26 protein-coding genes are annotated in these 20,723 nt (G+C 57.1%); 7 read left to right on the forward strand and 19 right to left on the reverse strand.

Features of this window, described 5'->3' with window-relative positions; all coding sequences use genetic code 11:
* Nucleotides 1–86: 86 nt before the first annotated feature.
* Both AC0V6N_RS08060 and AC0V6N_RS08065 read right to left on the reverse strand, forming a co-directional pair.
* Nucleotides 87–1,223, reverse strand: coding sequence for a glycosyltransferase (locus AC0V6N_RS08060; RefSeq protein WP_486171056.1), 1,137 nt, complete (start codon nt 1,221–1,223; stop codon nt 87–89).
* Nucleotides 1,224–1,225: 2 nt separating this feature from the next.
* Nucleotides 1,226–2,089 (reverse strand): alpha/beta fold hydrolase, encoded by an 864-nt coding sequence (locus AC0V6N_RS08065; RefSeq protein ID WP_486171057.1) that lies wholly within the window; start codon nt 2,087–2,089, stop codon nt 1,226–1,228.
* Nucleotides 2,090–2,172: 83 nt separating this feature from the next.
* Between AC0V6N_RS08065 and AC0V6N_RS08070 the strand changes: the two genes are divergently transcribed.
* Together AC0V6N_RS08070 and astD are read left to right on the forward strand one after the other, a co-directional pair.
* Nucleotides 2,173–3,570, forward strand: a complete 1,398-nt coding sequence (locus AC0V6N_RS08070; RefSeq protein ID WP_486172450.1) for a protein adenylyltransferase SelO — start codon at nt 2,173–2,175, stop codon at nt 3,568–3,570.
* Between the two features lie 169 nt (nt 3,571–3,739).
* Nucleotides 3,740–5,155: a succinylglutamate-semialdehyde dehydrogenase gene (gene astD, locus AC0V6N_RS08075; protein WP_486171058.1), complete on the forward strand. Its 1,416-nt coding sequence runs from the start codon at nt 3,740–3,742 to the stop codon at nt 5,153–5,155.
* A 7-nt stretch (nt 5,156–5,162) separates the two neighbouring features.
* Here astD and AC0V6N_RS08080 read toward each other — a convergent pair whose 3' ends face one another.
* Nucleotides 5,163–5,885: a hypothetical protein gene (locus AC0V6N_RS08080; protein ID WP_486171059.1), complete on the reverse strand. Its 723-nt coding sequence runs from the start codon at nt 5,883–5,885 to the stop codon at nt 5,163–5,165.
* Between the two features lie 354 nt (nt 5,886–6,239).
* Between AC0V6N_RS08080 and rarD the strand changes: the two genes are divergently transcribed.
* Nucleotides 6,240–7,157: an EamA family transporter RarD gene (rarD, locus tag AC0V6N_RS08085; protein WP_486172451.1), complete on the forward strand. Its 918-nt coding sequence runs from the start codon at nt 6,240–6,242 to the stop codon at nt 7,155–7,157.
* Here the strand turns inward: rarD and pyrC are convergent.
* Entirely contained in the window at nt 7,154–8,191 is a 1,038-nt protein-coding gene (pyrC, locus tag AC0V6N_RS08090) for a dihydroorotase (RefSeq protein ID WP_486171060.1), read from the reverse strand. The genes rarD and pyrC overlap by 4 nt on opposite strands.
* 68 nt (nt 8,192–8,259) lie before the next feature.
* Between pyrC and AC0V6N_RS08095 the strand changes: the two genes are divergently transcribed.
* A complete protein-coding gene (locus AC0V6N_RS08095) occupies nt 8,260–9,147 on the forward strand; it encodes an ATP-grasp domain-containing protein (RefSeq protein WP_486171061.1) in 888 nt (295 codons plus the stop codon).
* Nucleotides 9,147–9,884 carry a CAF17-like 4Fe-4S cluster assembly/insertion protein YgfZ gene (gene ygfZ / locus AC0V6N_RS08100; protein WP_486171062.1) on the forward strand — a complete coding sequence of 246 codons (738 nt, stop codon included), beginning with the start codon at nt 9,147–9,149 and terminating at the stop codon, nt 9,882–9,884. The genes AC0V6N_RS08095 and ygfZ overlap by 1 nt, the downstream gene beginning before the upstream one ends.
* Here the strand turns inward: ygfZ and AC0V6N_RS08105 are convergent.
* The 4 genes from AC0V6N_RS08105 to rplU form a co-directional block, all read right to left on the reverse strand.
* Nucleotides 9,874–10,482 (reverse strand): TetR/AcrR family transcriptional regulator, encoded by a 609-nt coding sequence (locus tag AC0V6N_RS08105; protein WP_486171063.1) that lies wholly within the window; start codon nt 10,480–10,482, stop codon nt 9,874–9,876. The genes ygfZ and AC0V6N_RS08105 overlap by 11 nt on opposite strands.
* 54 nt (nt 10,483–10,536) lie before the next feature.
* Entirely contained in the window at nt 10,537–11,064 is a 528-nt protein-coding gene (locus AC0V6N_RS08110; protein WP_486171064.1) for a GNAT family N-acetyltransferase, read from the reverse strand.
* A 248-nt stretch (nt 11,065–11,312) separates the two neighbouring features.
* Entirely contained in the window at nt 11,313–11,582 is a 270-nt protein-coding gene (gene rpmA, locus AC0V6N_RS08115; RefSeq protein ID WP_486171065.1) for a 50S ribosomal protein L27, read from the reverse strand.
* Between the two features lie 12 nt (nt 11,583–11,594).
* Complete coding sequence (rplU, locus tag AC0V6N_RS08120; protein ID WP_486171066.1) at nt 11,595–12,107, reverse strand: 50S ribosomal protein L21; 513 nt, start codon at nt 12,105–12,107, stop codon at nt 11,595–11,597.
* Nucleotides 12,108–12,329: 222 nt separating this feature from the next.
* On the opposite strand from rplU, the gene AC0V6N_RS08125 reads away from it, so the two are divergent.
* Both AC0V6N_RS08125 and AC0V6N_RS08130 read left to right on the forward strand, forming a co-directional pair.
* Nucleotides 12,330–12,833 (forward strand): hypothetical protein, encoded by a 504-nt coding sequence (locus AC0V6N_RS08125; RefSeq protein ID WP_486171067.1) that lies wholly within the window; start codon nt 12,330–12,332, stop codon nt 12,831–12,833.
* Nucleotides 12,830–13,519 (forward strand): Crp/Fnr family transcriptional regulator, encoded by a 690-nt coding sequence (locus AC0V6N_RS08130; RefSeq protein WP_486171068.1) that lies wholly within the window; start codon nt 12,830–12,832, stop codon nt 13,517–13,519. Before AC0V6N_RS08125 ends, AC0V6N_RS08130 begins: the two co-directional genes overlap by 4 nt.
* A 1-nt stretch (nt 13,520) precedes the next feature.
* Here the strand turns inward: AC0V6N_RS08130 and AC0V6N_RS08135 are convergent, their stop codons facing one another.
* The 11 genes from AC0V6N_RS08135 to AC0V6N_RS08185 form a co-directional block, all read right to left on the reverse strand.
* Nucleotides 13,521–13,958 (reverse strand): hypothetical protein, encoded by a 438-nt coding sequence (locus AC0V6N_RS08135; protein ID WP_486171069.1) that lies wholly within the window; start codon nt 13,956–13,958, stop codon nt 13,521–13,523.
* A gap of 80 nt (nt 13,959–14,038) precedes the next feature.
* Nucleotides 14,039–14,491, reverse strand: a complete 453-nt coding sequence (locus AC0V6N_RS08140; protein WP_486171070.1) for a molybdenum cofactor biosynthesis protein MoaE — start codon at nt 14,489–14,491, stop codon at nt 14,039–14,041.
* A 5-nt stretch (nt 14,492–14,496) separates the two neighbouring features.
* Nucleotides 14,497–14,739 carry a MoaD/ThiS family protein gene (locus tag AC0V6N_RS08145; RefSeq protein WP_486171071.1) on the reverse strand — a complete coding sequence of 81 codons (243 nt, stop codon included), beginning with the start codon at nt 14,737–14,739 and terminating at the stop codon, nt 14,497–14,499.
* Between the two features lie 6 nt (nt 14,740–14,745).
* The gene (gene moaA, locus AC0V6N_RS08150) at nt 14,746–15,798 is read right to left on the reverse strand and encodes a GTP 3',8-cyclase MoaA (protein ID WP_486171072.1); all 1,053 of its coding nucleotides are present in this window, start codon (nt 15,796–15,798) and stop codon (nt 14,746–14,748) included.
* Entirely contained in the window at nt 15,791–16,099 is a 309-nt protein-coding gene (locus AC0V6N_RS08155) for a Rossmann fold domain-containing protein (RefSeq protein WP_486171073.1), read from the reverse strand. The genes moaA and AC0V6N_RS08155 overlap by 8 nt, the downstream gene beginning before the upstream one ends.
* Before the next feature lie 17 nt (nt 16,100–16,116).
* Complete coding sequence (locus AC0V6N_RS08160) at nt 16,117–16,500, reverse strand: dihydroneopterin aldolase (RefSeq protein WP_486171074.1); 384 nt, start codon at nt 16,498–16,500, stop codon at nt 16,117–16,119.
* 13 nt (nt 16,501–16,513) lie between these two features.
* A complete protein-coding gene (locus tag AC0V6N_RS08165; RefSeq protein ID WP_486171075.1) occupies nt 16,514–17,404 on the reverse strand; it encodes a class I SAM-dependent methyltransferase in 891 nt (296 codons plus the stop codon).
* Complete coding sequence (thrC, locus tag AC0V6N_RS08170; protein WP_486171076.1) at nt 17,404–18,816, reverse strand: threonine synthase; 1,413 nt, start codon at nt 18,814–18,816, stop codon at nt 17,404–17,406. Before thrC ends, AC0V6N_RS08165 begins: the two co-directional genes overlap by 1 nt.
* Nucleotides 18,817–18,878: 62 nt before the next feature.
* The gene (locus AC0V6N_RS08175; RefSeq protein ID WP_486171077.1) at nt 18,879–19,448 is read right to left on the reverse strand and encodes an SURF1 family cytochrome oxidase biogenesis protein; all 570 of its coding nucleotides are present in this window, start codon (nt 19,446–19,448) and stop codon (nt 18,879–18,881) included.
* Nucleotides 19,445–19,822: a DUF983 domain-containing protein gene (locus tag AC0V6N_RS08180; RefSeq protein ID WP_486171078.1), complete on the reverse strand. Its 378-nt coding sequence runs from the start codon at nt 19,820–19,822 to the stop codon at nt 19,445–19,447. Before AC0V6N_RS08180 ends, AC0V6N_RS08175 begins: the two co-directional genes overlap by 4 nt.
* Complete coding sequence (locus AC0V6N_RS08185; protein WP_486171079.1) at nt 19,822–20,706, reverse strand: cytochrome c oxidase subunit 3; 885 nt, start codon at nt 20,704–20,706, stop codon at nt 19,822–19,824. Before AC0V6N_RS08185 ends, AC0V6N_RS08180 begins: the two co-directional genes overlap by 1 nt.
* Nucleotides 20,707–20,723: the final 17 nt, after the last annotated feature.

Below are 20,723 nucleotides of genomic sequence, written 5' to 3' on the forward strand. Positions count from 1 at the left end.
TGCCACAATTGCGTTCATGCTATACTCGCTTACAAAACTCGACCCGCTGTCTTTGCATGGGTGGCGTGGTTAAGTTGAACGCGCGGTTAAGCCCCTTGCGCGATCGCTCCCCAGTACAGTTTGCGATAGGTTTCGATCATCTGCGCCTCGTCATATTGCGACTGCGCTTTTGCGCGGTTGGCTTTGCCGATCTCGCTGCGCAATTCCTCATCTTCAGCCAATTTCTCAATAACATGAGCCAGTGACTGCGCATCATTTGGAGCAGCTATCCACTCCCAGTTTGGCTCAGACACGATCGCGCGAATATCGCCAACATCGGGCGCTGCAATGGGCAATCCTGCGGCCATCGCTTCCACCACGGAAAGCGGGAATTGCTCGCTTTTTGACGACAAAGCGAAAATGTCGAACATCCCAACAAGCTCATGCGGATTGGTGACTGCTCCGGGCAGATGAACCCTGTGGCTAACTTCCAACTCATCGGCTTTGGCTTGAATAGCTTCGCGCTCCGGCCCCTCGCCAAAGATCACGAGCTGCCATTCTTCGGACAAATGCTCAAAGGCCTGCACCAGCATGGGCAGCTGTTTAACCGCGCGTAGCCCTGCGAATGTGCCGATCCAGCGCTCGCCTTCGCGTTTGACCAGGCGAATAGATGCGGGATTGGGTTTGCCGGCAAACCTTTGCGTGTTGATGCCGTTGGAGATGCGTTGCAGTTTGGCGGGAAGGGTTTGCCACGCTTCCTTCGCGATTGCCTCAAGCACACGGCTTGGCACGACCAGCTTGTGCGTGCGGCGCAAAGCCACCCGGCGGAACCAATTGCGCTTGGTGCTGAGCTTCTCGACCTCATCCTCGTTAAAGCCATCCTCGTGATGGATCAGAGGCGGAAGGTCGAGCGGATCGGTAAAAACGGTGTGCGCCATCACCGCATTCATCGCTCCCCAATTGTAGGTGAGCACAAGGTCAAACCCGCGCATAGCCTTTGCAACTTCAACCAAACGGCCCGGTGTTGGCAGACCGGTGATTGGCGGAAAGTCGGTTGGGAGAGCGACCTTGATCCCCGGCGCAATATGTTCGCGCGCACCCATCTGATCGGGCATGGAGGAGATAATGGTATGCTCCGCCGCATCGCCAAAAGCATTCATCAGCTGCACCGCGCGCAGCTCCTTCCCACCGGGCGCAAAGGTTGAATGGATGTGCAGGATTTTGCGAGCAGGATTATCCGTCATGATTAAACCTCTGTGAGCAACGCATCGATTGCTGCGCGCGCTTCGGGCTCGTCAAGTGTGGGGGCGTGGCCGACGCGTGGCACGGTCACGCTGGTCATTGCAGGGTTACGCGCGCCCATCTGCTTGACAGTTTCTGCGCTCAAGAGGTCGGACAATTCCCCCCGCACCAACACCATCGGGACATTGCGCAAGGCCTCAAAGGCGAGCCAGAGATTGGCAGGGGCGGCGTTGCCCGGTTCCTTGAAAGGGTCAGCAATAGCCATGTCATAATCCAGACTGATCCGACCACTTTGGTTCACAACAAATGTGCGTTTCGCCATTTCAAGCCATTGATCAAGCGTGAAATCGGGAAAAGCGGCTGAGTGAACCTGCGACAAAGATCGCGCGGCGTGGATCCATGTCGGGTAGCTTTTCCCCTGCCCGACATAACCGGCGATGCGTTCGATACCGGCCGGATCAATTTCGGGGCCGATATCGTTCATTACCACCGCTGCGACCCGCCCTGGCTTTGCGGCAGCCAACAGCATGGTGATCAGACCACCCATCGATGTGCCGACCGAAATGAAGCGATCTATGCCAAGCTCGCTAAGCAATATCTCGACGTCGCTCACATATTGCAGCGGGTTGTAAGTCGCGGAATCGGGCGCATAATCGCTGTTCCCTCGACCGCGCATCTCGGGAACGATCACCCGGCGCGCACTCGCCAAATGCTCTGCAAGCCCTGTAAAATCGCGCGAGTTCCGCGTCAGTCCATGCAGGCAAAGAACCGGCGGGCCATCATAGCCCTCAGGCCCCGCATAGTCGCGGAAATAGAGCGACAAGCCGTCCTCGCTGGTCCAGCTTCGGTCTTCATATTGGTTAGCCATGAAAGCGCGTGTTTATCCCTGAATACTCGGTGCGCGCACTCGCAGCGCTTGCGCGCACCTTCGTCAATCCCCACTATCGCGGGATGAGCGACGAACTGCAAGCTGCGAGCTATAATCCTGACCCGGCGATTGAGGAGCTTGCAAGCTGGCTTGGCAGTCCAGTGCAGGCTGCTGACTTTCCACAAACACGCCTTCGCTTTCGTAATGACAGGGCGGCAGCGAGCGTGGGACTATCGCATTTAAGCAATGAAGACTGGTGCCAGCATCTTGGCCGCTTCATTCCGCTTGATGGAAATCTACCCCAGCCCCTCGCGCTCAAATATCATGGCCACCAATTCCGCGTCTACAATCCCGAAATCGGCGATGGGCGCGGTTTTTTGTTTGCTCAAATGCGCGGGAGCGACGGCCGGCTGATGGACCTGGGCACGAAAGGGTCTGGCACCACACCCTATAGCAGATTGGGCGATGGGCGGCTGACGTTGAAAGGCGCCGTGCGCGAAATCCTCGCGACAGAAATGCTCGAGGCTTTGGGTGTAAACACATCCAAGACGCTATCCGTGATCGAGACTGGCGAGAAATTGATGCGCGAGGATGAACCCTCGCCAGCAAGGTCAGCTGTGATGGTGCGCCTTAGCCATTCGCATATCCGCATCGGCAGTTTTCAACGGCTCCTAGCGCTCGAGGAGAAAGACGAGATGGAGGCGCTGGTGCAATACTGCCTCAAACATTTTCCAGCGCCCAATCCTCCCGAAGACGCACCAGGACGTGACGAGCCAGCCGTCCAATTGATGCACGCTGTTGTGGAGCGGATGGCCGATTTAGCAGCGAGCTATATGGTCGCAGGCTTTGTGCATGGGGTGTTGAACACCGATAACATGAATGTGACCGGTGAGAGCTTTGACTACGGCCCGTGGCGATGGCTGCCAAAGTGGGATCCAAGCTTTACCGCTGCCTATTTTGATCATGGCGGTCTTTATGCCTTTGGTCGCCAGCCAGAGGCATTGCACTGGAATTGCGGACAATTTGCCGTTTCACTGCGGTTATTGGCAGAGACTGAACCACTGGTCTTCGCGCTTGAGAGGTTTGGCCCGCTTTACATGCAAGCAATCGCGCGGCGCTGGTGCTGGCGGCTCGGCGTTGAGCTGCAAGGCGTGGAGACTGATAGTGTTCTCGTGTCAGCTTGCGAAAAAGTGATGCGTGAAAGCGAACTGCAACCCGATGCGTTCTTCTTTGACCATCGCGGCGGAAAGAATGCGAGCGGCGAACTTGGGGAGATTCTGGCGGGATACAATCCAGTACCCTCGTCGCATGAGTATTGGAGCAGCGACGCACCAGAAAGCATGCTGATCGAAGAAGTCGAGGCGATCTGGGCGGCGATTGATGAGCGCGATGATTGGCAACCGCTGCATGATAAAGTCGCGCGATTGCGCCGCATGGGTGAGGCGCATGGCGTCGCCCCAACACCCGCGGGCCATGCTTAACGCTACGCATTTCGCCGGAGCACCCTAGCCCGTGTAAATACATGACTTGCCTCTATCATTTTTTGTGTTCCCCGATTAACGACATTGGCAGGGGGGCGCCCGCTGACCGGTTGGCGCTATTTCGGTAATCAACGCCAACAAAAGGCAGGACCGCAAAAGAGCCGGTAGGATGACGGATAAAACACTAATTTCTTATGCCCCCGCAACGGGTGAAGAACTTTGGCGCGGTGACTATGGCGACGTAGACACCGCCGTTAGCCGCGCGCGCCGCGCATGGCCCGCATGGGCTGGACGCGCGCTTGCCAATCGGATTGAAATGGCGCGCCGCTTTGCGAATGAAGTGCGAAAGCAAGCCGACGAGTTTGCAGAATTGATCGCCAAGGAAACGGGCAAACCCATGTGGGAAGCCCGCACCGAAGTCGAAGCAGTGATAGCAAAGGTCGATATCTCGGTTCAGGCTTATGCAGAGCGCACGGGCAAGAAGAAATTCGACAGCGCGCTGCAAGGGACTGCCGCGGTTCGGCACAAGCCGCATGGCGTAATGGCAGTTTTGGGGCCGTATAACTTCCCCGCACACCTGCCCAATGGTCACATGATCCCAGCATTGATCGCGGGCAATGTGATCCTCTTTAAACCCTCTGAAAAGACACCTGCCGTCGGCGAATTTCTGGTCGAATGTTGGAAGCGATCGGGCGCACCTGAAGAAACAGTGCAGCTGATCATCGGCGGACCAGAACAGGGCAAGGCGCTGGTTGCGCATCCCGGCGTAGATGGCGTGTTGTTCACAGGCTCTGCTCAGGCCGGAATTGCCATCAATCGCAAACTGGCTGCTAATCCGGGCAAGATCGTGGCGCTCGAAATGGGCGGGAACAACCCGATTGTGGTGGTGGACACTCCGCTGACGCAAGACGCCGCATCGCTCATCATTCAAAGTGCTTTTACCACCGCTGGCCAACGCTGCACCGCCGCGCGCCGATTGATAGTGGTCGACAGCGTCTATGATGCGTTAATGGCAGAGCTGATTCCGATGGCGAAGAAGCTGATAATTGATGAGCCTTTTGCCGATCCCCAGCCGTTTATGGGACCGGTGATCGACAACCAAACCGCCGATCAATTGAACGATAGCTTTCTCAAACTGCTAACCGCAGGCGGAAAGGCGCTGTTGCCGATGCGCCGTCCGGCAGAGGATAAACCGTTCCTCACGCCCGGCATTATCGACACCACCGACATGCCTGATCGCCCCGATATCGAACTGTTTGGGCCTATCCTCCAAGTCATCCGCGTTCCCGATCTTGACGCTGGAATTGCAGAGGCGAACAACACCCGCTTTGGCCTGTCAGCTTCCCTGATCGGTGGGTCACCAGATGATTATGGCCGGTTCTGGGCCAATATTCGGGCGGGCATTATCAATTGGAACCGTCCAACCAATGGGGCGTCATCCTCGGCCCCGTTTGGCGGGATTGGATTATCCGGCAATCATCGTCCAGCGGCCTATTACGCAGCGGATTACTGCGCCTATCCGGTGGCGAGCACGGAGATGGATCAGCCGCGCGCCAATATTGGGATTGGTATCAAAGAGGATTAGGCGGCGCCTATTTGCGCCAATGAATCACGTCGACCTGTGTCATACCATTTGCGCTCTCGCGCGCATGGACGGCGATGATCTGATCGCGTCTTTCTGCCCTGATCTGCTTTTCCGGCGTATCGAAATGCTCGATACGGAAACGGGCACGGTCAGCCTTTGCAAAGTGATATTCGAGCGCATCTTCGGCGCTCACTGGCGTGATGTAGCGTGCCACGCGCACAACGCAGGTCCCCTGGTCCACTCCTGCTGCTTGCTGGATCATTCCATGCGGCATGATTGATGAGGTTGGCGGCATCGCAGTTGACCAGCTGAGGCGGTCGGTAAGCTCGCCAATGCAATCCTCGCGCGCGCCCACGGCCGCCATCATCTGGCCAGCGTAGGTCAGATCACGAAGCGGTGCGCTACCTTGCCCTGAGGAAGGGGCGGGAAGATCAGGAATTGGCCCATCGACAAGAAGCTCAGCATCGGCCGCCTCGCGAGCGCGGCCTTCAGCCTCTTCGCTGGCCAAGAAAGGCGGTAGAGGATGCCCATCGCGATAGGCGATTACGGCATTAGCCTCATTGCGCCATGCAAGATCAGGATCCACCATCAGCGGATCATTGAGCGCACGTGCCAATAACGGGTCTTCGGTCAAGACCTCAACAGGTTGCTGCACAGGCTCTTCGCCGCATGCCGAAATAGCAAGCGTTAGTGTCGCAGCAAAAGCAATGGAGTGGGCGCGGTTCTGCATACCGTCCCCTTTGCCCGACTTTGGTTAATTTTCGCTATCTTGGGCGGCCACACCAATGCGATAAGTAGAAAACGCCCCCACACCCCAAAGGGCATGAGAGCGCTTTCCGCAGCTGGTGGGAGCTGCGCCCGGGCCACATGGTGGGAGTGACCCAAGTGTGATGCGGACGCGCCGTGGAGTGGTGTGGGATTTGGCGCGCCTCGACTGTGTGTTCACTTATAGAGCCCATTACATGAACGGCCTGCAATCGAGGCGTTGGTGCTCGTTCAGGTTTTTATCGAGAAATCTTACAAATTCACATTCCCAGCGGCGCGCTTGCTTAAGGCGACCCCGCCCCCTACTGCGCTCGCTCTGATGCAAGATAATCCCGAAAATTCAGGTGACACCGCCCCATCCGGCTTGCCAGCAGCGCTGGGGGCGTACCTCATTTGGGGCTTCTTGCCGCTCTATCTTCTGCTGGTCACCAGCGTGCCACCGTTTGAGTTTGTGGGATGGCGGATCATCTGGACGCTGCCATTTTGCTTGGTCATCGTTGCGCTTCGAAAGCAGTTTCCTGCCTTACGCGCCGCGCTTTCAAATCGTCGCACCATGCTTGCTTTGTTTGCGAGCGCGCTGCTGATCGCCATCAATTGGTTCGTCTATATTTGGGCAATCATGCAGAACCAGGTCTACGCGGCAAGCCTCGGCTACTACCTCAACCCTCTGCTCAACGTGCTGCTCGGCACGCTGTTGCTGGGAGAGAAGCTTTCAAAATGGCAGTGGGCAGCGGTGGCGATTGCTGCGAGCGCAGTCGCTTTGCTGGCCAGCGGCGCGCTCACCACACTATGGATCAGCCTCACGCTGGCTTTCAGCTTTGGCCTCTATGGTATTGTTCGCAAACAAGTCGATATCGGATCACTGCCGGGCCTTACGATTGAAAGCGCAATTTTGCTGTTGCCAGCCTGCGCGATTGCGGCGTGGTATGCGATGAGCGCAGAGGGGCCTTCTTTCGGCAATGATTGGTTTTTGAGCCTAGCGATTGTCTTTTCAGGGGTGGTCACAGCCGTGCCACTCTTGCTGTTTGCCATTGCAGCGCGGCGGATGAATTACTCGACCCTCGGCTTCATCCAATATCTGGCGCCGACTATCGTCTTCTTCCTTGGACTCACAGTTTTTGGCGAGCAATTGCGGCCCGTGCAGCTCGGCAGCTTTATCCTTATTTGGATTGCGGTCGCGATCTTTGTCGCAGACCTGTGGTTCAAGACGCGCCGCGTGAAAGCGGCACAGGCTTAGCTCACAAAACGCCAACCTAGCGTTTGACCTCCATGCCATGGGACAATGGTTTCCCCCACCAGATCAAGCTCCTCCGGCACCTCATTGTCCACCCGCTCTAAAGTGACGCGATCCTCGTTAACCGGCAGGCCGTAAAAGGCAGGACCGTTGAGCGAGGCAAACGCTTCAAAATTGTCAATCGCGCCTTCTTCGTCGAACACGGTTAGATAGCTTTCGAGCGCAAAGGGTGCGCCAAAGATACCCGCACAGCCACATGCGCTCTCTTTGTCGCCGCGCAAATGCGGAGCGGAATTGGTGCCAAGAAAGAACTTGGACGAACCCGAAGTTGCCGCCGCGCGCAAAGCCAGCCGATGTATTTCACGCTTGGCCACAGGCAGGCAGTAATTGTGCGGCTGCATCCCACCAACCAACATCGCATTGCGATTGATATGAAGGTGCTGCGGCGTGATGGTTGCAGCCACATTGCCGCCTGCCTCCTTCACGAAATCAACGGCATCGCTCGTCGTGATATGTTCGAACACCACTTTGAGATTGGGGAAGTTTGCGATGATAGCGCGCATGTGCCGCTCGATAAATTCCGCCTCGCGGTCGAATACATCAATGTCCGCGTCGGTCACTTCGCCATGGATACACAGCACGATGCCCTCTGCCTCCATCCGTTCAAGGACCGGGTAAATCCGCTCAACATCGCTTACCCCATGTGCGGAATTGGTCGTGGCGTTTGCAGGGTAAAGCTTGGCTGCAGTGAAAACGCCCTCACCAGCGCCGCGTGCCAGATCATCAGCATCAGTCGTATCGGTAAGATAGCAGGTCATCAGCGGAGTGAAGTCGACACCGTCAGGCACCGCGGCAAGAACCCGGTCACGATATTCGGCTGCCAATGCTGTGGTGGTCACGGGCGGCGTAAGGTTCGGCATCACAATTGCGCGGGCAAACTGGCGGGCAGTGTACGGGACGACGCCGCGCATAATGTCCCCATCGCGGAAATGCAGGTGCCAATCGTCAGGGCGGCGGATCGTCAGAGAGTCAATCATTGCAAAGTGCCTTAGGCGTGCAGGAAAAGCCTTTCCAGCCCTCTCGCATCGCAATAGACGCCTAAGCCATGAGCACGATTGGATTCTTGGCCTGTGAGACCACTCTTCCCGGAGCTGGGGAGCGACGCGGGGATGCCTTTGAACATGATCTGATGGTTGGCGCGTTAGAGCCAGCCTTCTCTGCGCGCGGGCTCAACCTGAAGGTGATTGATTGGGAAGCGCCGCTGAATGCCTTCGCCGGGGTCGAACTGGTAATGCTCGGCACGGCATGGAATTATCAGGATCGAGCGGCAATGTTCCTGGCAAAGCTCGATGCATTGGCAGACCAAGGCATTCAGGTCTGCAACTCACCAGACGTGGTCCGTTGGAATATTGAAAAGACGTATTTGCGCGAGCTGTCAGAACGCGGCGCAGCGACCATCCCGACCCTATGGCGAGAAACGGTCACACAAAAAGGCGTGCAGGAAGCCCTCGACGTGTTCGAATGCGACCGTGTTGTCGTCAAGCGGCAGATTGGTGCGGGCGCAGAGGGGCAGGAGCTGTTTGCACGCAGCTCTCTGCCTGGCGCCGAATGGAGTTTTGGCCACCCCGCCATGATCCAACCCTACCTCTCCGCCATCGCCGAAGAAGGCGAGCTGAGCTTTATCTTCATCGATGGCCAATTTAGCCACGCCTTGCGTAAATGCGCGAGCGAGGGCGAATACCGCATCCAGTCGCTTTATGGTGGCACTGAGGTTGATCACAAACCCTCACCAGAAGAGACGAAGGCGGCGCAGGCGATTGTCTCCACCCTTCCCTTTGACCCGCCGCTTTATGCGCGCATCGATATGCTGCGAATGGCCGATGGCGCGCTGGCAATCATGGAAGCGGAAATGATCGAACCCTATCTATACCCTATACAAGGGCCAAAGCTGGGTGAAAGCCTGGCCGCTGCAGTTGCAAAGAGATTGGAATAATGAGCGCCACACAGTTGAAATCCCGCGCGATTGTCCGCCTAGCCGCGAGCGACTCCAGCGAAGACGTGCGCGGCTTTCTACAGGGGCTTATCACCAATGATGTGTCAGGCAATTTGCCTGTCTATGCCGCTTTACTGAGCGCACAGGGCAAAGCGATGTTTGACTTCTTCGTTTGGGATGGCGGCGGTGGCTCGCTCTTGCTCGATTGCGAAAAGGATACAGCAGACGAGCTGGTCAAGCGGCTTTCACTCTACCGTCTACGCCGCAAGATTGAGATCGCACGCGAAGAGGCGATCGATGTCGCTTGGAGCATTGAACCCTTCGATGGATCCTCACCCGACCCACGCTTACCCGAGCTCGGTCACCGTGGCTTGATTGAAACTTCTGGCAAGTTGGCTGCTGATGAAGCGTATCTCGCGCATCGTCTCTCGCTCGGCGTACCGGAGGGTCGCTGCGAATTGGGCGATATCCTTTGGCTTGAAACCAATGCAGTTGAGCTCAATGGCGTAAGCTTTGAGAAAGGCTGCTATATTGGGCAGGAAAACACCGCCCGCATGAATTGGCGGCAAAAGGTCAATCGCCGATTGGTGGTGGTACCGCTTGAGAAATCAGAAGAGAAACGGCGCAAAGCGGCCTATCCTGAGCTTGGCCTAGCGGTGGATCACTTGAGGGTGAGCAATCTAGACCCAGCTACCCTGCCAGATTGGCAACGTGTAGGTCTGCTGCCTAGCGCGTAGCCATATTCTCGTAGTGCTGGGCCATCGACGCCTCAAGATTCGCAGCCGCACGCTCGCGTGCAGTATCGCGCGGCAGGCCGAGCGACTTTGCCAGCGCCGCGCCAATCAACGCGTCACCCAGTGCAAGCAGCACTAGGCTGAGCGTATCCTTATGGACATGCAGTTCATCCGTGCTGTGATCAGCCTCGCCAGGCGCAATTTCGTCCACAAGTTCATGGATTGTGCTGATAATGGGATTGAGCGCATCCTCATTCCCCGTCAGCAGCATCCAACTGGTGAGTGCAGCTGCCCCTTCGCGGTCAAAAGCGTCGAAGGCCAGATCTACCACTTCACGCGCAGAACCAAGGCCTGCCCGGCTTGCGTGAACCGCCTCGATAATAGTCTCACAAACGGTCTTTGCCAGATGCTCAGCAAGGGCTTTTTGAAGGCCAGAGGCGGAACCAAAATGGTGCAGCAAGTTAGCGTGAGTGCGGCCAATGCGCGACGCCACTGCTTTGAGAGTTACAGATTGAGGGCCGGTTTCGATCAACAGGGCGCGAGCCGCTTGCAATGCGGAGCTGCGCGATTCTTCAGGGCTTAAACGCTTACGATTTGTCATTGTCTCGCGCCGTAGTCGAATTGGGCGCTCGCCTCAAGCAAGCGCCCGCTTCAATTAAGCGGCACAGGCAGAGAATCCCAAGGATTGCCCCTCTAGATTGAGAGCATATTCCGCCGTCGGTGCCATCTCACCCCGGCCGCAGGAATGTCGTTCAATAACACGGCCGGTTGGCTCAAACCCAAGCTTCTCCAGAACTTTGCCAGAAGCGGGATTGTCGAGAAAGTGCGAACCGACGACCCGGTGATAGCCCAAAGTGTCAGCGATTGAGAGGATCGCTTGGCCAGCTTCAGTCGCATAGCCACGTCCCCAATGAGGACGCGCGATCCAATAGCCCAATTCAATCGCGTCTTCGTATTCCTCATCGAAGATATCGAGGCCAATGCAACCAATGACATTGCCATCGACGGCGGTCGTGATGAGGAACCGAGGTTCGCGCGGGTCAAGCTTTCGCTGAGCAAATTTGCGCGCATCGTCTTCGTGGTAAGGCCATGGAGCACGCGCAAGGTTTCGGACAACGCCTTCATCAGCGATACCCGAAAATACGCCCTGCCAATCCTCTGGCCAAACGGGTCTGAGCAGCAATCTTTCGCTTCTGTGAAACACGCGCCTCACTCCTCTCTCGCCCCGCGCCGTCCATTTAGGAACGAAGCGTGACACAATCATTGCCATGGAAATCAAAATCCCATGACTTGGTTCGAGGGAGAGACAAAGAAACGAGAAGAGGGAGATGGCTCCCCCGATTATGGGGTGGCCCTTCTCCCTTTACGCTGCCGGTGTGTTGACCCGGCTAGGACCGCCCCAGTGGACGATCCTGTTCGTGAACCGTCCGATTATTCGGCTGCTTCCGCAATCATGTCTACCGACACGTATTTGCGACCAAGCATGCCCTTGTGGAATCGCACCACGCCTTCGCCGAGAGCGAATAGAGTGTGGTCCTTGCCCATGCCGACATTGGTGCCCGGATAGAATTTGGTGCCGCGCTGACGCACGATGATGTTGCCGCCGATCACGTCCTGACCGCCGAACTTCTTCACTCCAAGGCGGCGACCGACTGAATTGCGACCGTTGCGTGATGAACCGCCTGCTTTTTTATGTGCCATGGGTCCTAATCCTTACTTAGCTTCGTCAGCCTTAGGCGCGGCTTTCTTTGCCGGGGCCTTTTTGGCAGGTGCTTTCTTTGCAGCTGGCTTTTTAGCCGCTGCTTCCGTCTTTGGCGCTGCTTTCTTTGCAGGTGCCTTTTTCGCCGGAGCCTTCTTGGCAGGAGCTGCCTTCGCTTCGGTTTCAGCCTTTGGCGCTGCGGCCTTCTTAGCTGGAGCCTTCTTCGCGCCGGTGCCGACATCAGTGATGCGCAGCAAGGTCATTTGCTGGCGATGGCCAGCCTTGCGGCGGTAGTTGTGACGGCGACGCTTTTTGAAAACGACAACCTTTTCGCTCTTTGCTTGAGCGATGATTTCTGCCGAAACAGCAACCTTCGACGCGTCAGCGATTGTGTCGCCTTCACCCGCCAAAAGGATGTCATCCAAAACAACGGTCTCACCGGCTTCACCAGCAAGTTTCTCAACGGCAATTTTGTCTCCGGCGGCAACCCGATATTGCTTGCCGCCTGTGCGCACTATCGCGAACATGGCTTAATACTCTCAATCTCTAGCTGTGCTTGACCCGGTGCAGATGCCCTGTCCCGGTCAAACGACATTACGGTGCCGCAAAGGAGCAGCCCCGGAAAGAAGGGTGCCGTTAAGGGAATGGGGTGGTGAAGTCAACGATGATCTGCTGACAAAATCGGCCAATTGCGGACAAGTGGCGTCTTTGTTGTAACGAATTCTCGTGGTAGCGCGTGAGCTGTGTTTATGAAGCTGTCCTTTCGAGCTATGCTGCTCACCGCTTGTGTTTCGGCGCTTACCGCCGGATGTGCAGGCGATAGCGCGCGCTACCCTTCGCTTGCGATCCGCGATGCTGAGCGCGTAGGCGCGGCCCAAACCGCACCTACTGCGCAGATCGTCCCTCTTGGGAGCGACCAGTCAGAACGCATTACCAAGCTGCTGCAAAGCGCGCGCGATTCGCATCAGGCTTTTCGCGCCAGCGAGGCTAGCGCTATGGATCTGGCGACAGCGGCGCAAGGATTGACCAGTGAAGACGATCGCCTGGCGCGGGCGATGGTCGCGGCAGCACGGCTAAGCACTTTGCGAGGCCAGACCTCAATCGCGCTCAGCAGCCTCGATGCGATGCAGGCGGAGGCTGCTGCAGCTTTCGTTGAAACACAGCCTATTCTTTCGGCTCAATCAGAGGTCACCGCGATGCTTCGCCAGCAAGACGCTTCGCTTAGCGCAGTTGAGCGAGCGATGCGCCCATGAGCCTCGCGTGTGACACCTGCCCTGTTCGTGAAAGCGCCGCTTGCGCGGTTTTGAGCGAAGAGGAGCGTAACGCTCTGTCGAAGGCAGGCCGAACGCGGATTCTTAAGCGCGGCGAGATGTTGTTTGCGGCCGGCGACAGTGACGCTGCCTGCGCAACGCTTGTAAGCGGCGCGCTTAAGGTGTCGGCGATAGATGCAGACGGCAATGAGCAGATCCTGGCTCTCGTCCATCCGTCAGGCTTTATCGGGGAGCTGTTCGCCCCCTTTGCTCATCACGATGTGGTTGCACTTACCGAAAGCAAGCTGTGCACCTTCGCAAAGGTCGATCTAGAGCGCGCAATTGAAACCTATCCAGCGCTTGCGCGCGCTTTGCTGCGCCGAAGTCAGGAAGACTTGCTCGCCACGCGCAACCTGCTCGAACTGAACGCGCAGGCCAGCGCCGAATTGCGCTTGGCTGCTCTGATCCACGATTTCGCCGGAGCCGCCAGCGCGTCTTCCTGCCACCTTGCAAACGAGTTTGAGCTTCCCCTTACACGGGGAGAGATCGCCAATATGCTGGGTCTGACTATCGAAACGGTCAGCCGGAAGCTGGGCGAGATTGAGGAAATGGGAGCGATTGTGCGCAAAGGAAAACGCGGGATCGAACTGGTCGACCCCGCGCTCCTCCACCGACTCTCAGCGCGCTAGTTCACCGAACTATCGCTGCAATTGTCACTATTGCCATTGCCCACAGCACCACCAGAACGGGCAGGATCAACATTTGGATTGCAGCATCGCGTGGTGCCAAGCGGCCGGTGTAGGTCATGATCCCCTTTTGCGCGAATTCGCCCATGCTTTGCGGCTTGCTTTCATTTCCCTTCAACCGGGCCCAGACTGCAGGCACGCCAAACATTGCAACGATGAAAAACGCAAAGATCACCATGGGGATGATCAGACCAGGGGTTGCGAAACCCGCAGACATGATTGCGAGAAACCCGAGATACAGGCCGACGGTTGCAGCATAGAGGCTAGTAGGCAGTCCGAAACTGCGGTCTGCTTCAACTTCTTTGCGCGCGCTATCAGCCTGGGGCGCTGCGACAATCTGCGCATTGCCCCTCGCGATTTGTTCTTGAATTTGCTTGCTCATGGTGGTGCTCCTTTGTTGAAAGGAGAGTTACCCAAGGCATTCACCGCCTACATTGATCCAGATCAAACTCGCGCAGATTTTCAGCTCCAGCGCGCCAAATCTTCATGGTCGGCATCACGCGGTTCGATCCAGTGCCATTCACCTGAGCGTTTTTCACGTTTCCAGAACCAAGCCGCGCTCTTGAGATGATCCATACAGAAATCCACCGCGAGGATGGCGTCACGACGATGGCGGGCAGCGACGGCAACGAAGACGATCGGATCACCGGGTTGAATAATCCCAATTCGGTGCAAAATCACCAATCCCATTAGATCAAAACGTGCATCGGCCTGCTCGCCGAGTTCGACCATCGATCCAAGCGTGAGCGGTTCGTAGTGCGAAAGCTCAAGTGCCTCGACACATTGCGCATGATGACCTGCCCGGACTTTGCCCGTAAAGCTTGCAATACCCCCTGCTTCCGGCGTGGCCTTTGTCAAAGCTTCCAGCGCCGAATTCGGATCGAGCGGTTGCGCAAACAGTCGAATATCACGCACGGGTCTCACCCACCCGAGACAGGCGGCAGCAATGCCACTTCATCACCGTCTTTTGCATGAAGCTGCGTCTTATCGCCAAGAACCTTACCCGCGCATGCGATGTTCACGCGTTCTTGCGACAATTGCTCTGCGACCTCATCGCCAACTGCATCGAGTAGCCTTACCCAAGTCAGCGGCGCTTCGACTTCGCGTGTTTCTTCGCCAGCTATATCGCGCAAAGGGCCCAGAAAGATGATTGTCACTGCCATGGCTAGTTAGCCTCCCGTCATCGACATATGGCGCGCCAATGCTGGATTTGCGCCGCGTTGATCCATTCGAAAATGGTGCCGTTCAGGCTTAATCATCATCGCGCGCTCTAGCGCCTTCGCCAATTCCTCTTGCGGTTCGCCAGAGCGCAAAGCGGCACGCAAATCCACTTGCTCTGCACCGCCCAGGCACGGATAAAGTTGCCCGGTCGCCGTCACACGGAGGCGATTGCAGCCTGCGCAGAAATTACTGGTATGCGGGGTGATGAAACCGAGCCTTCCGCCTGTCTCTTCGATATCGACGTATCGCGCAGGCCCCCCGGTCGACGCATCATTATCGCGTAAGGTCCAATTCTGAGCGAGGCGCGAGCGAACCGTGTCGAGCGGCAGATATTGATCGAGCCGCTCCTCTTCAACATCACCCAGCGGCATCACTTCGATCAAAGTGACATCATGTTCCTGAGCATGCGCCCAAGCGATAAGGTCCGGCAATTCATCCTCATTCACGCCTTTGAGAGCCACAGCGTTGAGCTTCACTGTCAACCCAGCTTCGCGTGCGGCGGTAATCCCTTCGAGCACTTGCGGCAAAGCATCGCGGCGGGTGAGCTGTTCGAACTTCGTGCGGTCCAGCGTGTCGAGCGAGATATTGACCCGCTTTACGCCCGCTTTAGCAAGGGCGTCAGCATGGCTAGCAAGCTGCGTTCCATTGGTGGTGAGTGTTAGCTCATCCAGCCCCTGCCCCAATCTGCACCCCAACGCCGCAAATAGGTCGATTATATCGCGCCGCACCAATGGCTCCCCGCCCGTGATGCGGATCTTTGTGACACCGCGATCAACGAAACCATTGGCAAGGTCATACAGCTCTTCCAGCGTCAGCACTTCGCGCTTGGGCAGAAAGCTCATGCGCTCCGGCATACAATAGGTGCATCTAAGGTCGCAGCGATCGGTGACGGAAAGGCGCAAATAGGTGATGCGGCGTTGAAACGCGTCGACAAGTGGCGCGGCAGATCCGCGCTCACTATCGACCATGATCCGGTCTCGCGTTCGAATTCCATCACTCATGAGCGGCAAGATACTGCCCTGTGAGGCCGGGCGCATCCTCTAAATATCGCAACAATTCTTGAAGCGCTTTGCCTTCACTTGCAGCCACCACATTGACCCTTTTGGGAGCGAACTCACGCGCCAAATCGCGGGCAATCGTAGTGCGCCAATCGTCTTGATCAGGGCCAGCTGGCGGCAAGGTGATAGCCAGCGCGTCTGTCGCGCCATCGTTCAAGGCAGCACGCGCTTGTGGCAAATGCTCTTTGATGAACTCGGCGCTCGCGTCCAGCCCGCTTTTAGGCAGGTGCGCTATTGTAAGCACATGCTGCGCCTGGCCGCTCACCCCTCGGGACGCTCGCGGTGAAGGGTGATGCCGATCTTCTCATTTGCCTCAGCAATCGCAAGCTTCACGATCTTGACCGTCAGCGCCTGCACGCGAGCATCCTGTACGAACAGGGTCTCACAAATGTGATCTGCAACTGCTTCGATCAGCTTGAAATGGACATCTTTTGGCAGACCATCGGAGGCTGCAAATTTGAGGTCCATATAATTCTTGCTCGCATCCAACGGCATATCGGGATCATAACGATCCGCGACATCATAGCGCGCCTGAATGGTGATGCGCAGCGGCTGTGGCTTGCCAGTTTCTTCGGAATAGATGCCGGTCAAGACATCCACTTCGAGATCAGCAACTTCGAGGATTAGCGAATCAGTCTGTGTCATAGTCCTCGCCCGATTAGCCCGGATTGCTCCACCTTGCGAAGATTGCAGTTGGCAGAAGTCTCCCGCCGTCCCCGTCTTCTCGAACCGCGAGGTCTCCATGTTCGATTTTGCCGGGTAGGTGCCCGAGCGCTTCTTCGAGCAAACCAGCAATCGCCAGGCTGCTCATTCGCACGGCATAGACGGTGAGGAAGAGGAACGCGCTCTTATCGTCGAGCAGCTTTGCGCAATCGCCTATCAAACCCGGAAGCCCCTCTTCAATCCGCCATGTTTCATTCTTGGGACCCCGACCGAATTTGGGCGGATCAAGAATAATTCCGTCATAGCGATTTACCCGCCGAACCTCGCGTGCTGTGAACTTCGCCGCATCATCAACCAACCAACGGATCGGGCGATCTTCCATCTGGGAAAGCGCGGCATTATCGCGCGCCTGTGCAACCGATTTCTTCGATGCATCGACATGCGTCACGCGGCCATATTGACTGAGTGCGAGACTGCCTAGCCCTGTATAGCCGAACAGGTTCATGGTTTCGGCATCGGTTCGGTCAGCGACCTGCTCCCCCATCCAGTCCCAAACAGGCGACATATCAGGGAAGAATTGCAGATGCCGGAACGGAGTTGGGAGTGCTGTAAAGCGCACATCATTCCATGCCAGCTCCCAACCTTCTTCAGGGACCGCCGGATCAAGTTGCCAGCGACCACCGCCATCCTCGTCAGAGCCTGGCACAAATTCGCCAGCTGCAGACCAATCACTAAGGCGCGGCCGCCACATGGCTTGCGGTTCGGGACGGATGAATGCGTGCGGACCAAACGCCTCGAACTTGCGACCTCCCCCACTATCGAGAAGCCTATAAGCGCCCCATCCGGCGCATTCCATTACCAGCGGCTGCTGGATCAGCTGAGCCATCAGACCGCGGACGCCGCAGCGTTGGCGAGCACAAAATCGCGCGATGCTTCGTAGTCGCCGGGAAGCTCGGTAAAATGCTCTTCGCGTCCGAACAGATCACCGACGCGGGCCGGAAGCGACGGGCGCACACCCAAAGCGCGCTCAACTGCATCAGGGAACTTCGCCGGATGCGCGGTCGCCAGCGTCACAATCGGAGTGCCCGGTGCGACCTGCGCTTCGTTCATCACCAGACTGGCATGGAGGCCAACCCCTGTATGCGGATCGACCACTTGGTCAGCGTTGCGATGGGCCCATTGCAGCGCGCGTGCCGTATCGCCCTGATCTGCCCTCGCGCTTGTGAACAACGCTGATGCTCCCTCGCGTTGACTGTTGGTGAGTTGCATCGCTCTAACTGCGTTAAAGCAACGCATTTGCTCTTTGATGCCTGCACCGTCGCGTCCGCCGCAATCAAAGAGCAATCGCTCAAAATTGGAGCTGACCTGAATGTCCATGGATGGCGTGATTGTCGCGGTGGTCTCTCCGGCGGAATAGTCGCCATCTTTCAGCGCGCGGTGGAGAATGTCGTTGACGTTGGTTGCAACAATCAAACGCTCAATCGGCAAGCCCATTTGCGCGGCCACGTAGCCAGCAAACACATCGCCGAAATTGCCAGTCGGCACGCTGTAGGCGACCTTGCGATCCGGTCCGCCCAGTTGAAGAGCGGAGTAGAAATAATACACAACCTGAGCCATCAACCGCGCCCAGTTGATCGAGTTCACCGCGCCAAGGTTCAGCGGACCGTTCACACTGCTGTCCGCAAACATCGCTTTCACATGGCGCTGTGCATCATCGAAGCTGCCATCGATCGCGATATTGTGAACATTCGGAGCGCGCACCGTCGTCATCTGGCGGCGTTGCACTTCGCTCACCCGGCCACTGGGGTGGAGCATAAATATCTCGGTGCGGTCGCGCCCTGCCACGGCATTTATGGCTGCGGAACCTGTGTCTCCGCTAGTCGCGCCAACAATGGTTAGGCGTTCACCGCGCCGTTCCAGGAATGTCTCAAACAAATGGCCGAGCATTTGCAGCGCGACATCTTTGAACGCGAGCGTTGGGCCGTGAAACAGTTCAAGCAGCCAATGCGTCTCGTCCATCTGGACGAGCGGCGTCACCGCCTTGTGACCGAACTCGCCATAGACCGCCTCGCAAAGCGCTTCCAACTCATCATCGGTCAAACTACCCGCAACAAAGGGGCGCATAATGCGCGTCGCCAATGCGGCATAGGACAGTCCGCGCAGTTCGCGGATCTCGTCGAGCGAAAGACGCGGCCACTCACGCGGCAGGTACAGCCCGCCATCGTTGGCAAGGCCTGCCAATGTGGCGCCTTCAAAATCGAGCGTGGGCGCTTGGCCCCTGGTGGAGACATATTCCATATCGATTCTAGCGGTTAGCGAGGAGTTCGACCCGGAGCAAGCAAGCGTGCCTTACGGGCCCACTAGTCGCGCTTTGCCAATCGCGAGCGAACTGCGAACCAATAAATGATCAGCGCCGTCAGCGCGAAGAAGAACCACTGGCCCGCATAGGCAAGATGGTTGTTGGGAAGATCATTGGGATCAGGTTTGGCAAGCGGTCGAAGTTCCGCAAGCGGCGGGTCAGCGACTAGGCGCGGTCCCGGTGCAATCATTCCGGAGACAGCGCCGCCTTCCCAGTCGGGGTCGATCAAGTCGCGAGAAAATCCTAAGTCGACTAAGACCTTGGCGTCTTCGCTTACGCCGCATGACGCCCTGAAGGCCCAGCCTTTTGCTCCGTTTGAAGCTGTCCCTGAAACTGCCTCGATATTGGTCACATCCAAACATTCGACCGAACTGCGCCGGAACCAAAGGTCCGCCCCATCGCCTGCCAGAGGAAACACAGCTTCCTCCGCAAGAGCCGTTGATTTGGAATACATCATGATTAGTTCGGCCTTCTCCTCCGCTCGGCCTAATTGCCAAAATCCAAGCCATACCATCGTTGCGGCAGCCGCGACAACGATGATTGTAGGAATGAAGGGAAGCTGGCGGATCATTGTTCGTCCTTGCGCTCTTCAAACGAGCCATAGAGGAGACCGGTCTTGAACAAGCGCAGCACTCCGATAACGCCGAAGACCGTTACGGGAGCCCAAAACGCAGCTTGCAGCCAGAGCGGCGGGCGTAGTGCGGCATCTATGCCGTAAGCGATCAGGATCAGGATCACTGCGACCAACGCCGTTAGCACGCCGCCCAACCGACCGCCCCGTTCCAGCGCGCCCAGATCAAGCTTACAGCTCGAGCATGTAAGTGCGATGCGGGCTGGGGCTTCAAACAAAGTGGCCTCGCCGCAGCGGGGGCATAAACCCAAAAGGGCAGCCCGGACGATACCGGACTGCCCTTTGGATTTGTCGTGGCTTTCGCCGGAAGTCATCAGTGGACTTCAGCTCCTGCACCGCCCCAGATGTAGACGGCGATGAAGAGGAACAGCCAAACCACGTCAACAAAGTGCCAATACCAAGCGGCCGCTTCGAAACCGAAGTGCTGGCGCGAGGTGAAGTGGCCGATGTAAGCGCGATAAAGGCACACAGCGAGGAAGATCGTACCGATCAGAACGTGGAAACCGTGGAAACCGGTCGCCATGTAAAATGCCGAACTGTAGGTGTTCTGGCCAAATACAAACGGTGCAACGCTGTACTCGTAAGCTTGGATGAAGCTGAACAGCACACCAAGAGCAACCGTGGCCCACAGACCCTGCTTCAAACCTTCGCGGTCACCGTGGATAAGCGCGTGGTGCGCCCATGTCACGGTTGTGCCAGAGCACAGTAGGATCAGCGTGTTGAGCAGCGGCAGGCTGAACGGGTTCAGCACTTCCATGCCATCAGGAACCAAGGTGCCCAGCGCGGTTACGCCTTCGGTGAGGAACAGATTGGTCGTTTCCTGGTCCGCCGTACCCGCAGCAGCCACTTCGAGCGGAGCGGGGAACAGAGCGAAATCGAAGAAGCTCCAGAACCAACCAACAAAGAACATCACTTCAGAGGCGATGAACAAGATCATGCCATAGCGCATATGCAGCTGAACCACTGGTGTGTGATCGCCGCGTTGCGCTTCGACTACGATATTCTTAAACCAGAAGAAGAAGGTCGCAAGCAATCCGGCAAGCCCTGCCCACATGACGAAGTTTGATGCCGCGCCGAAGAAATCTGGCGCAAAAGTCATCACCAATCCGGTGGTGAATGTCAGCGCCGAGAACGATCCGACCAGCGGCCAGATATCGGGCTCTAGAATGTGATAGTCGTGGTTTACATTGCCAGCCATGGTCTTTGTCCCATCCC

The organism is Erythrobacter sp. S57(2025) (assembly GCF_057365055.1).

Bases quoted from the DNA above. Each gene is read 5' to 3' on its own strand.
- AC0V6N_RS08060 (WP_486171056.1), bottom strand. From the start codon at position 1,223: ATGACGGATAATCCTGCTCGCAAAATCCTGCACATCCATTCAACCTTT.
- AC0V6N_RS08065 (WP_486171057.1), bottom strand. From the start codon at position 2,089: ATGGCTAACCAATATGAAGACCGAAGCTGGACCAGCGAGGACGGCTTG.
- AC0V6N_RS08070 (WP_486172450.1), top strand. From the start codon at position 2,173: ATGAGCGACGAACTGCAAGCTGCGAGCTATAATCCTGACCCGGCGATT.
- astD (WP_486171058.1), top strand. From the start codon at position 3,740: ATGACGGATAAAACACTAATTTCTTATGCCCCCGCAACGGGTGAAGAA.
- AC0V6N_RS08080 (WP_486171059.1), bottom strand. From the start codon at position 5,885: ATGCAGAACCGCGCCCACTCCATTGCTTTTGCTGCGACACTAACGCTT.
- rarD (WP_486172451.1), top strand. From the start codon at position 6,240: ATGCAAGATAATCCCGAAAATTCAGGTGACACCGCCCCATCCGGCTTG.
- pyrC (WP_486171060.1), bottom strand. From the start codon at position 8,191: ATGATTGACTCTCTGACGATCCGCCGCCCTGACGATTGGCACCTGCAT.
- AC0V6N_RS08095 (WP_486171061.1), top strand. From the start codon at position 8,260: ATGAGCACGATTGGATTCTTGGCCTGTGAGACCACTCTTCCCGGAGCT.
- ygfZ (WP_486171062.1), top strand. From the start codon at position 9,147: ATGAGCGCCACACAGTTGAAATCCCGCGCGATTGTCCGCCTAGCCGCG.
- AC0V6N_RS08105 (WP_486171063.1), bottom strand. From the start codon at position 10,482: ATGACAAATCGTAAGCGTTTAAGCCCTGAAGAATCGCGCAGCTCCGCA.
- rpmA (WP_486171065.1), bottom strand. From the start codon at position 11,582: ATGGCACATAAAAAAGCAGGCGGTTCATCACGCAACGGTCGCAATTCA.
- rplU (WP_486171066.1), bottom strand. From the start codon at position 12,107: ATGTTCGCGATAGTGCGCACAGGCGGCAAGCAATATCGGGTTGCCGCC.
- AC0V6N_RS08125 (WP_486171067.1), top strand. From the start codon at position 12,330: ATGAAGCTGTCCTTTCGAGCTATGCTGCTCACCGCTTGTGTTTCGGCG.
- AC0V6N_RS08130 (WP_486171068.1), top strand. From the start codon at position 12,830: ATGAGCCTCGCGTGTGACACCTGCCCTGTTCGTGAAAGCGCCGCTTGC.
- AC0V6N_RS08135 (WP_486171069.1), bottom strand. From the start codon at position 13,958: ATGAGCAAGCAAATTCAAGAACAAATCGCGAGGGGCAATGCGCAGATT.
- AC0V6N_RS08145 (WP_486171071.1), bottom strand. From the start codon at position 14,739: ATGGCAGTGACAATCATCTTTCTGGGCCCTTTGCGCGATATAGCTGGC.
- moaA (WP_486171072.1), bottom strand. From the start codon at position 15,798: ATGAGTGATGGAATTCGAACGCGAGACCGGATCATGGTCGATAGTGAG.
- AC0V6N_RS08160 (WP_486171074.1), bottom strand. From the start codon at position 16,500: ATGACACAGACTGATTCGCTAATCCTCGAAGTTGCTGATCTCGAAGTG.
- AC0V6N_RS08165 (WP_486171075.1), bottom strand. From the start codon at position 17,404: ATGGCTCAGCTGATCCAGCAGCCGCTGGTAATGGAATGCGCCGGATGG.
- thrC (WP_486171076.1), bottom strand. From the start codon at position 18,816: ATGGAATATGTCTCCACCAGGGGCCAAGCGCCCACGCTCGATTTTGAA.
- AC0V6N_RS08175 (WP_486171077.1), bottom strand. From the start codon at position 19,448: ATGATCCGCCAGCTTCCCTTCATTCCTACAATCATCGTTGTCGCGGCT.
- AC0V6N_RS08180 (WP_486171078.1), bottom strand. From the start codon at position 19,822: ATGACTTCCGGCGAAAGCCACGACAAATCCAAAGGGCAGTCCGGTATC.
- AC0V6N_RS08185 (WP_486171079.1), bottom strand. From the start codon at position 20,706: ATGGCTGGCAATGTAAACCACGACTATCACATTCTAGAGCCCGATATC.